Annotated in this window: 16 protein-coding genes; 14 read left to right on the top strand and 2 right to left on the bottom strand. The window is 66.5% G+C overall.

The window, feature by feature from the left end; genetic code table 11:
• The first annotated feature begins 6 nt into the window (after nt 1-6).
• From BLW83_RS09965 to BLW83_RS09905, 13 genes are all read left to right on the top strand, one after another.
• Nucleotides 7-666, top strand: coding sequence for an adenylate kinase (locus tag BLW83_RS09965; RefSeq protein WP_090848048.1), 660 nt, complete (start codon nt 7-9; stop codon nt 664-666).
• 182 nt (nt 667-848) lie between these two features.
• Nucleotides 849-1,217: a 30S ribosomal protein S13 gene (gene rpsM / locus BLW83_RS09960; RefSeq protein ID WP_090848047.1), complete on the top strand. Its 369-nt coding sequence runs from the start codon at nt 849-851 to the stop codon at nt 1,215-1,217.
• Between the two features lie 15 nt (nt 1,218-1,232).
• Nucleotides 1,233-1,622, top strand: a complete 390-nt coding sequence (gene rpsK, locus BLW83_RS09955) for a 30S ribosomal protein S11 (RefSeq protein ID WP_073067198.1) — start codon at nt 1,233-1,235, stop codon at nt 1,620-1,622.
• 114 nt (nt 1,623-1,736) lie between these two features.
• The gene (locus BLW83_RS09950) at nt 1,737-2,753 is read left to right on the top strand and encodes a DNA-directed RNA polymerase subunit alpha (protein ID WP_090848046.1); all 1,017 of its coding nucleotides are present in this window, start codon (nt 1,737-1,739) and stop codon (nt 2,751-2,753) included.
• Nucleotides 2,754-2,890: 137 nt separating this feature from the next.
• Nucleotides 2,891-3,304: a 50S ribosomal protein L17 gene (rplQ, locus tag BLW83_RS09945; RefSeq protein WP_090848045.1), complete on the top strand. Its 414-nt coding sequence runs from the start codon at nt 2,891-2,893 to the stop codon at nt 3,302-3,304.
• Nucleotides 3,305-3,531: 227 nt separating this feature from the next.
• Nucleotides 3,532-4,143 (top strand): helix-turn-helix transcriptional regulator, encoded by a 612-nt coding sequence (locus BLW83_RS09940; RefSeq protein WP_090848044.1) that lies wholly within the window; start codon nt 3,532-3,534, stop codon nt 4,141-4,143.
• 72 nt (nt 4,144-4,215) lie between these two features.
• Nucleotides 4,216-4,809 (top strand): acyl-homoserine-lactone synthase, encoded by a 594-nt coding sequence (locus BLW83_RS09935; protein WP_090848043.1) that lies wholly within the window; start codon nt 4,216-4,218, stop codon nt 4,807-4,809.
• Nucleotides 4,810-4,871: 62 nt separating this feature from the next.
• Nucleotides 4,872-6,227 (top strand): replication-associated recombination protein A, encoded by a 1,356-nt coding sequence (locus tag BLW83_RS09930; protein WP_090848042.1) that lies wholly within the window; start codon nt 4,872-4,874, stop codon nt 6,225-6,227.
• A gap of 46 nt (nt 6,228-6,273) precedes the next feature.
• Nucleotides 6,274-6,648 (top strand): fluoride efflux transporter CrcB, encoded by a 375-nt coding sequence (crcB, locus tag BLW83_RS09925; protein ID WP_090848041.1) that lies wholly within the window; start codon nt 6,274-6,276, stop codon nt 6,646-6,648.
• The gene (locus BLW83_RS09920) at nt 6,645-7,694 is read left to right on the top strand and encodes an RluA family pseudouridine synthase (protein ID WP_090848040.1); all 1,050 of its coding nucleotides are present in this window, start codon (nt 6,645-6,647) and stop codon (nt 7,692-7,694) included. The genes crcB and BLW83_RS09920 overlap by 4 nt, the downstream gene beginning before the upstream one ends.
• Complete coding sequence (locus BLW83_RS09915) at nt 7,691-8,341, top strand: HAD-IA family hydrolase (protein WP_090848039.1); 651 nt, start codon at nt 7,691-7,693, stop codon at nt 8,339-8,341. Before BLW83_RS09920 ends, BLW83_RS09915 begins: the two co-directional genes overlap by 4 nt.
• Complete coding sequence (locus BLW83_RS09910) at nt 8,338-9,075, top strand: ATP12 family chaperone protein (RefSeq protein ID WP_090848183.1); 738 nt, start codon at nt 8,338-8,340, stop codon at nt 9,073-9,075. Before BLW83_RS09915 ends, BLW83_RS09910 begins: the two co-directional genes overlap by 4 nt.
• A 116-nt stretch (nt 9,076-9,191) precedes the next feature.
• Nucleotides 9,192-10,229 carry an amino acid ABC transporter substrate-binding protein gene (locus BLW83_RS09905; RefSeq protein ID WP_090848038.1) on the top strand — a complete coding sequence of 346 codons (1,038 nt, stop codon included), beginning with the start codon at nt 9,192-9,194 and terminating at the stop codon, nt 10,227-10,229.
• 102 nt (nt 10,230-10,331) lie between these two features.
• Here BLW83_RS09905 and BLW83_RS09900 read toward each other — a convergent pair whose 3' ends face one another.
• Complete coding sequence (locus BLW83_RS09900) at nt 10,332-11,204, bottom strand: D-amino-acid transaminase (RefSeq protein WP_090848037.1); 873 nt, start codon at nt 11,202-11,204, stop codon at nt 10,332-10,334.
• Nucleotides 11,205-11,374: 170 nt separating this feature from the next.
• Here BLW83_RS09900 and BLW83_RS09895 point away from each other — a divergent pair, with 170 nt between their 5' ends.
• Complete coding sequence (locus BLW83_RS09895) at nt 11,375-12,337, top strand: L-malyl-CoA/beta-methylmalyl-CoA lyase (protein ID WP_090848036.1); 963 nt, start codon at nt 11,375-11,377, stop codon at nt 12,335-12,337.
• 127 nt (nt 12,338-12,464) lie between these two features.
• On the opposite strand, the gene BLW83_RS09890 is transcribed toward BLW83_RS09895, so the two are convergent.
• Nucleotides 12,465-12,734 carry a TFIIB-type zinc ribbon-containing protein gene (locus BLW83_RS09890; RefSeq protein WP_090848182.1) on the bottom strand — a complete coding sequence of 90 codons (270 nt, stop codon included), beginning with the start codon at nt 12,732-12,734 and terminating at the stop codon, nt 12,465-12,467.
• Between the last annotated feature and the right edge of the window lie 62 nt (nt 12,735-12,796).

The following is a 12,796-nucleotide window of genomic DNA, read 5'->3' as shown; positions in this document are numbered from 1 at the left end:
CACCGCGTGACGATCAACATCATCCTGTTGGGGCCGCCCGGCGCGGGCAAGGGCACCCAGGCCCGCACTCTGGTCGAAGAGCGGGGGCTGGTGCAGCTTTCCACCGGCGACATGCTGCGCGATGCGCGCAGCTCGGGCACCGAGATGGGCAAGATCGTGGCCGATGTGATGGACCGCGGCCAGCTGGTCACGGATGAGATCGTGATCGGCCTGATCCGCGAGAAACTGGACACGGTCGAGGCCCCCGGTTTCATCTTTGACGGGTTTCCGCGCACCCTGCCGCAGGCCGATGCGCTGGAAGAGCTGCTGGCCGGCATGGGCCGCAAGATCGACGCGGTGATCGAGATGCGCGTCGACGACGAGGCGCTGGTCGACCGCGTGTCCGGCCGCTATACCTGCGGCAACTGTGGCGAGGTCTATCACGACGCCACCCGGCCCACGAAAGAGACCGGCAAATGCGACGCCTGCGGCAGCACCGACATGAAGCGGCGTGCCGACGACAACCCTGAAAGCCTCAAGACCCGGCTGATGGAATACTATAAAAAGACCTCGCCGCTGGTGGGGTATTACTATGCCAAGAAGACCCTCGCCCCCGTCGACGGCATGGCGGAAATGGACGAGGTGGGGCGTCAGGTCGCCGAAATCGTGGACCGGATCGGCGGCTGAAACCGGCTTGCGCGGCCCGGCGTCCTGTTGACGCGGGGCGCGCGATACTTTAACCGCAGGCATCTCATCCGAGAATCACCCACGCGGGGTGAAGCGATGGCCCGAGGCGCGATGCCGAGGGCCATTGGTTGTGAAAAAAGGTTCCGGCACTACGGAACCGCAACGTAAAAGGAAGAACGGCTTTGGCCCGTATCGCTGGCGTCAATATCCCGACCGGCAAGCGCGTCCCGATCGCGCTGCAATATATCCACGGCATCGGCCCCATGTATGCCGAACAGATCGTCCAGGCTGTCGGCATCGACCCGGCCCGCCGCGTGAACGACCTGTCGGACGCCGAAGTCCTGCAAATCCGCGAATACATCGACGCGAACCTGTCCGTCGAGGGCGACCTGCGCCGCGACACCCAGATGAACATCAAGCGGATGATGGACCTGGGTTCCTATCGCGGCCTGCGTCACCGCCGCGGCCTGCCCGTGCGCGGCCAGCGCACCCATACCAACGCCCGCACCCGCAAGGGCCCGGCAAAGCCCATCGCCGGCAAGAAGAAGTAAGGAGGGTTCGGGACAATGGCACGCGACAAGACGCGCATGAAGCGCAAGGAACGCAAGAACATCGCCACTGGTGTGGCGCATGTGAACAGCTCGTTCAACAACACCAAGATCCTGATCTCGGACGTGCAGGGCAACGCGATCTCGTGGTCGTCGGCCGGCACCATGGGCTTCAAGGGCAGCCGGAAATCGACCCCCTACGCCGCGCAGATGGCCGCCGAGGACGCCGGCAAGAAGGCGCAGGAACACGGGATGCGCACCATCGAGGTCGAGGTGCAGGGCCCCGGTTCCGGCCGTGAATCGGCGCTGCGCGCGCTGGCCGCCGTCGGGTTCAATATCACCGCGATCCGCGACGTGACCCCGATCGCGCATAACGGCTGCCGCCCGCCCAAGCGCCGCCGCGTCTGATCCACCGGATTTCCTGCCGGCCCGCGCCTATGGCTGCGGGCCGGGTTTCGCATTTTACCTCGGGCGTTTCCGGCGGCTGGTCATGGGGCCGGGAACAAGAATGGAGGCAATCGCATGATCCACAAGAACTGGGCCGAACTGATCAAGCCCTTGCAGCTGGATATCCGGCCGGGCGCCGACGCGGCCCGCGTCGCCACCATCGTTGCCGAGCCGCTTGAGCGGGGCTTTGGCCTGACGCTGGGCAACGCGCTGCGCCGGGTGCTGATGTCCTCGCTACAGGGCGGGGCCATCACCAGCGTGCAGATCGACAATGTGCTGCATGAATTCTCGTCTGTGCCGGGCGTTCGCGAGGACGTCACCGACATCGTGCTGAACCTCAAGGGCGTCACGCTGAAGATGGACGTCGAGGGCCCCAAGCGGCTGACGCTGTCGGCCAAGGGCCCGGGCGAGGTCAAGGCCGGCCAGATCGCGGAAACCGCCGGCATCACCGTGCTGAACCGCGATCATGTCATCTGCAACCTCGACGAGGGTGCCGAGCTGAACATGGAACTGACGGTTTCCGTGGGCAAGGGCTACGTCGCCGCCGACAAGAACCGCGCCGAGGATTCGCCCATCGGGCTGATCCCGATCGACGCGATCTTTTCGCCGGTCAAGCGCGTCAGCTACGAAGTCACGCCCACCCGCGAGGGGCAGGTGCTGGACTATGACAAGCTGACGATGCGCATTGAAACCGATGGATCGCTGACCCCCGAGGACGCGGTGGCCTATGCCGCGCGCATCCTTCAGGATCAGCTGGCAGTGTTCGTCAACTTCGAAGAGCCGGAATCCGCCCGCACCCAGGATGCCGAGGACGGGCTGGAATTCGACCCGCGCCTGCTGAAGAAGGTTGACGAGCTGGAACTGTCGGTCCGCTCGGCCAACTGTCTCAAGAACGACAACATCGTCTATATCGGCGACCTGATCCAGAAGACCGAGGCCGAGATGCTGCGGACCCCGAACTTTGGCCGCAAGTCCTTGAACGAGATCAAGGAAGTGCTGTCGGGCATGGGGCTGCATCTGGGCATGGACGTCGTGGACTGGCCGCCGGAAAACATCGAGGATCTGGCCAAGCGCTTCGACGACCAGTTCTGATAACGGTGCGTGGGAACCACGCACCCTACGTAGGGTGCGTCCTGTGGACGCACCTTCGACACCCGGGCATCCCGCCCCAAGGAGAGCGTCCGCCACGCACGGCCGCCGGACAAAGCAAAATCTGATAGGAGACCACCATGCGTCACGCCCGCGGCTATCGCCGCCTCAACCGCACCCACGAACACCGCAAGTCGCTGTTTTCCAACATGGCATGCAGCCTGATCGAGCATGAGCAGATCAAGACCACCCTGCCCAAGGCCAAGGAACTGCGCCCGATCATCGAAAAGCTGATCACCCTGGCCAAGCGCGGCGATCTGCACGCCCGCCGCATGGCAGCCGCGCAGCTCAAGCAGGACGCGCCAGTCGCCAAGCTGTTCGAGCAGCTGGGCCCGCGCTACAAGGACCGTCAGGGCGGCTATGTTCGCGTGCTCAAGGCCGGGTTCCGCTATGGCGACATGGCGCCGATGGCGATCATCGAATTCGTCGAGCGCGACGTGTCGGCCAAGGGCGCCGGCGACCGCGCCCGTCTGGAAGCCGAGCTGGAAGAATAGGCGCCAGATCCTGCACCCGGCGGCTCAGCCCGTCGGGCGCAGAAAGATTTTTTGATGTGACGTTGCGTCAATTGCGGACCCGCGCAGGTTTCTGTGCGGGTTTTTTAACACTCTTATGCGCGAATGTTCGAATAAGACCACGTGATATTCGCCAAGACTCTGGCATAGTCCTTCTCATTCTGCATACTCGACCGATATCAAGTTCAACGCAATCTGTCTAAAAAGCCATGTCATTGAGAGCCGAGATTTCAGCGACCCTGTCCCGCCTGCAAAAGCTGGCCCAGACAGGCTATTTGATCGGGTTGCACATCCGCTTCACGTCCCCGATCATGACCTTCCAGACCTATCCTCAGGCATGGTCGGACCATTACACCGCCAATGCATTTGCCCTGCGCGACCCGACGATCGCCTGGGGGTTTTCGACGACCGGATCCGTCCGGTGGTCTGCGATGCCGATCCCGGATCCGTTCGGGATCATGGCAGACGCGGGTCGGCATGGGTTGACCTATGGCCTGACGGTGTCCTGCGGCCCGATCAAGTCGCGCACCATCGCCAGTTTCGCCCACAGCACCCGCGAATTCACGGATGACGAGATCGAGGTGATCTCGGCCCTGGTACGACGGCTCCATGACATTACCGAGCCGCCGGAGAGCCTGACGAAGGCTCAGCAAGAGGCCCTTCGGTGCATCGCGGAGGGTGATCGCCACGCAGCGGCGGCCGCTAAGCTCGGCATTACCGAAAGTGCGTTCAAGGCGCGTCTGATCTCGGCTCGTGAAAGGTTGATGGCCAAGACGACCGCCGAGGCGCTGCAACGAGCAAAGGATTACCGTCTGCTGTAAATCGTTCGCCACGAAGTTGATTTCTCCGCGTTCGCTCCAGGGGGCCAACCCTTAAACCCCAGGAGAAAACCCATGCAGACCACCACGCTTTCCTTCAGCAACCTTCACAATCACGGAGACCTGTTCGCCAATCTGTTCCGCGCCCGCCGTCAAAGCTTCATCATCCAGAAGAACTGGGATCTGCCCCAGGCCGACGGGATGGAGTATGACCAGTACGACAACCCGGCCAGCCGCTGGGTGGCCGTGCATGATGGCGAAAACCACGTGCTCGGAGGTTTCCGGCTGACCCCGACCACGGCGCAATGCGGCATCTATTCCTACATGATCCGGGATGCGCAGCGCGGGATTCTGGGCGGCTCGATCCCGCAGGATCTGCTGTTCGGCGAGGCTCCGGTCGACCCGCATGTGTGGGAATGCACCCGTGTGTTCGTCAACCACGCGACGCCGATGGCGATCCGGCGGCGGGTGCATATGACGATGGCCGGGGCCATGACGCGGGCGGCGCGCGAACTGGGCGCCACGCAGCTGGTGGCCCTGACCGACGCGAAATGGCCGCGCTGGTATGGCCGCTGCGGCGTCGAGGCCGAGGCCATCGGACGGGTGATGTGGATCGACGACGGCGAATTCCAGTGCGTCTCGATCAACCTCGCCAGCAAGATGCACTAAGATGGCCGGGGTAGGGGTGTGGGGGATACCCTCTGTGTGGCGGGCAGCGTAATCTGCCCGCCATGGCCGACCTGTTCGACAATCCCGCCCCAGACGACCGTGACCCTCGCAGCAGGGGCGATGCCCCGCGGGGGACCGCATCCGCCCGCCCGGCGCATCGCCCGCTGGCCGACCGCATCCGCCCGCAGCGTCTGGGGGATGTCATCGGCCAGGGCCATGTGCTGGGGCCGGACGGTCCGCTGGGGGCGATGCTCGCCGCCGGCAGCCTGTCGTCGCTGATCCTCTGGGGGCCGCCCGGGGTCGGCAAGACCACCATCGCGCGGCTGCTGGCCAGCCAGACCGACCGCGAATTCGTGCAGATTTCCGCAATCTTTTCCGGCGTCCCCGAGCTGCGCAAGCTGTTCGACGCCGCCCGCCAGCGTCACGCCACCGGCCAGGGCACGCTGCTGTTCGTCGATGAAATCCACCGTTTCAACAAGGCGCAGCAGGACAGCTTCCTGCCCCATATGGAGGATGGCACCATCCTGCTGGTCGGTGCCACCACCGAAAACCCCAGTTTCGAGTTGAACGCCGCGTTGCTGTCGCGCGCGCAGGTCGTCGTGCTGAAACGCCTTGAGCTGTCCGATCTGGAGCTGCTGGCCCAGCGGGCCGAGCGTGAACTGGGCCGCCCCTTGCCCCTGACCGGCGAGGCGCGCGAATCGCTGCTTTCCATGGCCGACGGCGACGGCCGCGCCGTGCTGAACCTGATCGAGCAGGTGATGGCGTGGAAGATCGACCATCCGCTTGGCCCGGCCGAGCTGTCGCAGCGGCTGATGCGGCGCGCGGCGAAATACGACAAGTCGGGCGATGAACATTACAACCTGATTTCCGCGCTGCATAAATCGGTGCGCGGCTCGGACCCCGATGCGGCGCTTTACTGGCTGGCGCGGATGCTTGAGGGGGGCGAGGATCCCCGCTATCTGGCCCGCCGCATCACCCGCATGGCGGTCGAGGATATCGGCCTGGCCGACCCCGCCGCGCAGCGCCACTGCCTGGACGCCTGGGCGCTGTATGAACGGCTTGGCTCGCCCGAGGGTGAACTCGCGCTGGCCAATGCGGTGATCTATCTGGCGCTGGCGCCGAAATCGAACGCCAGCTACGCCGCCTACAAGGCCGCGCGAGCCGAGGCGAAAAAGACCGGCAGCCTGATGCCGCCCGCCCATATCCTCAATGCCCCGACCAAGATGATGAAGGAACAGGGCTACGGCGCCGGCTATGCCTATGACCACGACGCAGAGGACGGGTTTTCCGGGCAGAATTATTTCCCCGAAGGGATGCGCCGCCCGGTGCTTTACACCCCCGTCGAGCGCGGCTTTGAGCGCGAGCTGAAAAAGCGGCTGGACTGGTTCGTCAGCCAGCGGCTGAAGCGAGGGGGCTGATGGCGGATCGGTTGACTTTGCACCTGCGCGGCTACAGGTCAGCGCGATGATGCATCCGGTTTTACAGGTGGCGCTTGGCGGCGCGGTGGGGGCCGTGGCGCGGCACGGCGTCAATATCGGCGCGGGGCGGCTGTTCGGGCCGGGGATTCCGGCGGGGACGCTGGCGGTGAATGTGGCGGGCTCGTTCCTGATGGGGCTGCTGGTGGTGGTGCTGGCGGGGCGCGGCAATGCGCTGGCGCCGCTGCTGATGACTGGCGCCTTGGGCGGGTTCACCACGTTTTCGGCGTTCTCGCTGGATGCGGTGACGCTGTGGCAGCGCGGGCAGGGCGCGGTGGCGCTGGCCTATGTCGCGGCCAGCGTCGGGCTGTCGCTGGCGGCGCTGCTGGCGGGGCTGACCCTTGGACAAAAGGTGCTGGCATGAGCGGCGTGCAGGTGATCCGCGTCGGCGCGGACGAGGGCGAGCAGCGGCTGGACCGCTGGCTCAAGCGCCGGTTTCCGCAGCTCAACCAGATCGCGGTCGAGAAACTGTGCCGCACCGGGCAGATCCGCGTCGATGCCGGGCGGGTCAAGCCCGCGACACGCATCGCAGCCGGGCAGGAGGTGCGCGTTCCGCCGCTACCCGCCGCCGCGCCGGTGCCCGCACAGCCCCGCGCGGTCGTGCGCGAATCGGACGCGCAGATGATCCAGTCGGCGGTGCTGTGGAGGGACGAACACGTCATCGCCCTGAACAAGCCCGCCGGGCTGCCCTCGCAAGGGGGCTCGGGGCAGGGGGACCGGCATGTCGACGGGCTGGGTGCGGCGCTGATGTTCGGCTACAAGGACCGGCCCAAGCTGGTGCATCGGCTGGACAAGGACACCTCGGGGGTGCTGCTGCTGGCGCGGACCGACCGCGTGGCGCGCCGCCTGTCCGAGGCATTCCGGGCCCGCACCACCCGCAAGATCTATTGGGCGGCGGTGGCCGGCGTGCCCTCGCCCAAGCTGGGCACGATCCGTTTCGGACTGGTCAAGGCGCCGGGCCATGGCCGCGGGGGCGAGGGCGAAAAGATGATCTGCGTCCACCCCTCCCGCGTGGACCAGACCGAGGGCGCCAAGCGCGCCACCACCGATTACGCGGTGCTGGACAGCCTTGGCAGCCGGGTGTCGTGGTGTGCGCTGGTGCCGGTCACCGGCCGCACCCACCAGCTGCGCGCCCATATGGCGGAACTGGGGCATCCGATCATCGGCGATGGGAAATACGGCGGCTCGGGGCAGGAAAACCTGGGCGACGGCTGGGGCGCGCAGCTGGGCGGCGAAATCAGCCGCAAGCTGCATCTGCACGCGCGCTCGATCGCCTTTGACCACCCGGTGACGGGGCGGCGCGTCACCATCACCGCGCCGCTGCCCGACCACATGGCGCGGACGTGGAAAACGCTGGGCTGGCACGAAAACGACGTGCCCGCCGACCCGTTCGAGGGGCTGGACACATGAAGCTGGTCATCTGGGACATCGACGGCACGCTGGTCGACAGCCACGCGCAGATCATGGCCGCGATGCAGGCGGGGACCACCCGCGCCGGGCTGCCGCCGCTGCCGGCGGCGCAGGTCAGCAGCATCGTCGGGCTGTCGTTGCCGGTTGCGGTGGCGACGCTGCTGCCCGACGCCGACCCCTCTGCCCACGCCGAGGTGGTCGAGGGCTATCGCAGCCATTACTTCGCCGCCCGCTCGGCCACCGAATCGCCGCTGTTTCCGGGGGCGCTGGACTGTCTGCGGAAGTTGGCCGGGCGAAACGACCTGCTGATGGCGGTGGCGACGGGCAAATCGCGGCGCGGGCTGGACGCGCTGCTGGTGGCGCATGGGCTGGGGGAATATTTCGCCGCCACCCATTGCGCTGACGGGCACCCGTCGAAACCGGCGCCGGGGATGATCCTGTCGTGTCTGTCGGACACCGGCGCGCGGGATGCGGTGATGATCGGGGACACCAGTTTCGACATGCTGATGGCACGCAACGCGGGCATCGCCGGGCTGGGCGTCGGCTGGGGCCACCACCCGGCGGCCGAGCTGTTTGCCGCCGGCGCCCGCTCGGTCGCGACGGATTTCCAGCAGCTGCACGCGCTGATCGAGGAGTGGGCGGCATGAGCGGCGAATGGCGGGCGCGGCGGTTCTGGACCACCACCACCATCGAGCCGCTGGGCGACGGCTGGCAGCTGCGGCTGGACCAGCGCGCCCTGCGCACCCCCGGCAAGCTGCCGCTGCTGCTGCCGACGCAGGCGCTGGCGCAGGCGGTGGCCGCGGAATGGGAGGCGCAGCAGGATGTGATTGCGCCTGCAACAATGCCGCTGACCCGGGCGGTCAATTCGGCCGTCGAACGGGTTGCGCCGCAATTTGCGGGGGTGGCGGGGATGCTGGCCGAATACGGCGGCACCGATCTTTTGTGCTATCGCGCCGCCCATCCCGAGGAACTTGCCGCGCAGCAGGCGGCGGGGTGGGATCCGCTGCTTGACTGGGCGGCAGGCGAGCTGGGCGCGAGGCTGCGGGTGACGCAAGGGGTGATCCCGGTCGCGCAGGACGTGGGGGCGCTGGCGCGGCTGCGGGCGCGGCTGGATGCGCTGACGCCCTGGCAACTGACGGCGGTGCATGATCTGGTGACGATCCCCGGCTCGCTGATCCTGGGGCTGGCGGTGCTGCACGGGCGTCTGGATGCGGCCGCGGCGCATGGGCTTGCGCGTATCGACGATGAACATCAGGCCGCGCTATGGGGCCGCGACGCCGAGGCAGACGCCGCCGCCGCCGCAAGGCTTGAGGCAATGCTTGTGGCCGAGCGGCTGTTGCGTCTATTGTGCGGCGGCCCCGACGCTGGCCATAACGCTTGACGGACGGCCCGATCCCGACAAATTGTTTCCGTATCAGGGCGTTTGGGTTGCGCCGGCGGGCAGGGCCGCGAATAACGCGTCGGGCGCAGATCCGGCCGTCAACAGAGAGGGTGTCCATGCGGAACAAGCTATTCCCGGCCTCGGTGGCAGCCATGGCCACGGCCATGGTGATGGGGCCCGTTGCCGCGATCGCCGACGAGGGCGACACCCTGGCCCAGGTCAGGGAACGCGACATGCTGAATTGCGGCGTCAATACCGGGCTGGTCGGTTTCGCCGCCCCCGACGCCAACGGCAACTGGTCGGGGTTCGACGTGGCGATCTGCAAGGCGGTGGCGGCGGCGGTTCTGGGCGACACCTCAAAGGTGAAATACGTCCCCACCACCGGCCAGTCCCGCTTTACCGCGCTGGAATCGGGCGAGGTGGATCTGCTGGCGCGCAACTCGACCTGGACCTTTCAGCGCGATGTCTCGATGAAGTTCAGCTTTACCGCGGTGAATTATTACGACGGGCAGGGGTTCATGGTCCGCAAGGATCTGGGCGTGACCTCGGCGATGGATCTGGACGACAAGACCATCTGCGTGCAGTCCGACACCTCGACGCAGATGAACCTTGCCGATTGGTTCCGCGCGAACAACCTGACCTATCAGGTGGTCCACGTCGATTCGAATTCCGAGGGCGAACAGCAATACATGGCGGGAGCCTGCGACGCCTATACCACCGATGCCTCGGGGCTGGCGGCCACCCGCGCGGCCTTTGCCGACCCCGACAACCATGTCATCCTGCCCGAGATCATTTCCAAGGAACCGCTGGCCCCGGCGGTGCGTCACGGCGACGACAACTGGGCCGATATCGTGCGCTGGACGCTGTTCGCGCTGATCTCGGCCGAGGAATACGGCGTGACCTCGGCCAATCTCGAAGAGCTGTCGAAATCGTCGAACAACCCCGATGTGCAGCGGATGCTGGGGATTTCGGACGATTACGGCGCGATGATGGGGCTGGACCGCGAATGGGCCAAGCGCGCCATTGCCGCCTCGGGCAATTATGGCGAGATCTTTGCCGCCAATATCGGCGAACAGACCCCCATCGGGCTGCCGCGCGGGTTGAACGCGCTGTGGACCCAGGGCGGGCTGATGTATGCGATGCCGTTCCGCTAAGGCAGCGCCGCGTTGACCGCGTGGCCGCAGGGGTATTTGCGCCAGAAAGAAGTCCCTGCCGGCGGATGAGGGCCGCGCCGGGGCGGGCGCGGCCGGCGCAGGTCAGATCGCGGTCTTGCGGCTTTCCTCAAGATAGATCTCGCGCAGGCGGAGGGCGACCGGGCCGGGCTGGCCGTCGCCCAGCCTTGCGCCGTCGATTTCCACCACCGGCATCACGAAGGCCGAGGCCGAGGTGATGAATGCCTCGTCCGCGGCCTTGGCCTCGTCCACGGTGAAGCTGCGTTCCTCGACATTCATCTGCGCCTCGCGCGCGAAGCGCAGCACCGCGGCGCGGGTGATGCCGTGCAGGATGTCGTTCGACAGCGCCCGGGTGACGATGCTGCCGCCCTTGACGATATAGGCGTTGTTCGAGGTGCCCTCGGTCACCACCTTGCCCGTCGGCCCGTCCTCCACCAGCCAGGCGTCGTCGCAGTCGCGGGCCTTGGCCTCCATCTTGGCCATCGAGGGGTAGAGCAGCTGCACCGTCTTGATGTCGCGCCGCGCCCAGCGGATGTCGGGGACGGTGCAGATGCGCAGCCCGGTCTGCGCCTGCGGGTTGTCGGCCAATCCCGGTTTCGACTGGGTGAACATCACCACGGTGGGCGGCGTGTCCGCGGGCGGATAGGCAAAGTCGCGGTCGCCGGGGTTGCCGCGGGTGACTTGCAGATAGACCAGACCGTCGGTGATGGCGTTGTCGGCGACCAGCCGGCGTTGGGCCGCCAGCCATTCCGTGTCGGTCATCGGCTGCGCGATCCCCAGCGCGTCCAGCGAGCGCCCCAGCCGCGCCATGTGCCCGTCGAAATCCAGCAGGCGGCCGTCCAGCACGCTGACCACCTCATACACGCCGTCGGCCATCAGAAAGCCGCGGTCAAAGATCGAGACGGTGGCTTGAGCCTCGGGCAGGTAGCTGCCGTTGACGAATACGGTGCGGGTCATTGGTTTCTCCGGGAAGGGTGCTGGGCCGGTTCTGCGCCAATGCGGCGGGCGGTTCAACCGTCGCCCGGGGGTGCAGGCGCAGAAAGCCTTGCCGCAAGCCTTGCTGCGGGTGCAGCAATAATCTATCACCCGCCCAGCAAGCGACGAAACATCATTGCCCAGAGGTGCCCATGTCCTTCCGGCTTCAACCCGCCCCGCCCGCCCGCCTGAACCGCTGCCAGCTGTTCGGACCCGGCTCGCGCACGCAACTGTTTGCCAAGATGGCGGCCTCGGCGGCGGATGTGATCAACCTCGACCTTGAGGATTCGGTGGCGCCCGACGACAAGGAGCAGGCGCGCCGGAACATCATCCAGGCCATTGACGACATCGACTGGGGCAACAAGACCCTGTCGGTGCGCATCAACGGGCTGGACACGCCCTATTGGTATCGCGACGTGGTGGACCTGCTGGAACAGGCTGGCGACCGGCTGGACCAGATCATGATCCCCAAGGCCGGCTGTGCCGCCGACATCTATGCCGTCGATGCGCTGGTCACCGCCATCGAGCGCGCAAAGGGTCGCAAGAAACCCATCAGCTTTGAAGTCATCATCGAGACCGCGGCCGGCATTTCCCATGTCGAGGAAATCGCGGCATCGAGCCCGCGCCTTCAGGCGATGAGCCTGGGCGCCGCCGATTTCGCCGCCAGCATGGGGATGGCGACCACCGGCATCGGCGGCACGCAGGAAAACTATTACATGGCGCGCGAGGGGCAGAAATACTGGTCCGACCCGTGGCACTGGGCGCAGACGGCAATCGTGGCGGCGTGCCGCACGCATGGGGTGCTGCCGGTGGACGGCCCCTTTGGCGATTTCAGCGACGAGGACGGGTTCCGCGCGCAGGCGCTGCGCTCGGCCACGCTGGGCATGGTCGGGAAATGGGCGATCCACCCCAGCCAGATCGCGCTGGCGAACGAGGTGTTTTCCCCTTCGGACGCTGCCGTGACCGAGGCGCGCGAGATCATCGCCGCCATGGATCAGGCGCAGAAATCTGGCGCTGGGGCCGCGGTATACAAAGGTAGACTGGTTGACATCGCCTCGATTCGTCAGGCAGAAGTGATCGTGCGTCAGGCTGAAATGATTTCGGCCGGGGCCTGAAGCCGGCGCAGACATACCCGGGACGGTCGGCGGGGAGGCCGCCGTTTTCGGGGGAGGAGTGACAGGTCCCGTGCCCAGCCCGGGGCCTGTCCCCATTCAGCAGGGCGCCCTTGCGGCACAGCTGTTATCAGAAATCGAACAGGTCCGACAGGAACAATTCGCGGCGCCGCGGCTTGCGGTGGCGGTCGTCGTATAGCGGCTGCCCGTGCAGGTCGGGCGCGGCGGTGGGGCGCGCGGCTTGCGGCGCAGGGGCGACCGCGGGGGGCGCGGCGCGTTCGATGATCTTGTCCAGCTCGCCCCGGTCCAGCCATACGCCGCGGCATTTCGGGCAATAGTCGATCTCGACCCCGCTGCGGTCGGTCATCACCAGCGTCTCGCCGTCCATCGGGCATTTCATCGCCACCATCCTCCCCTTGCTTTCCATCAGTTAGGGTGGCCGCGCGCCTGCGCAAGCCCTCG

The organism is Paracoccus alkenifer (assembly GCF_900108405.1).
In the GTDB taxonomy this organism is placed as follows: domain Bacteria; phylum Pseudomonadota; class Alphaproteobacteria; order Rhodobacterales; family Rhodobacteraceae; genus Paracoccus; species Paracoccus alkenifer.
Note: the sequence above shows the minus strand (reverse complement) of the source record. Positions and strands in the feature narration are given on the sequence as shown.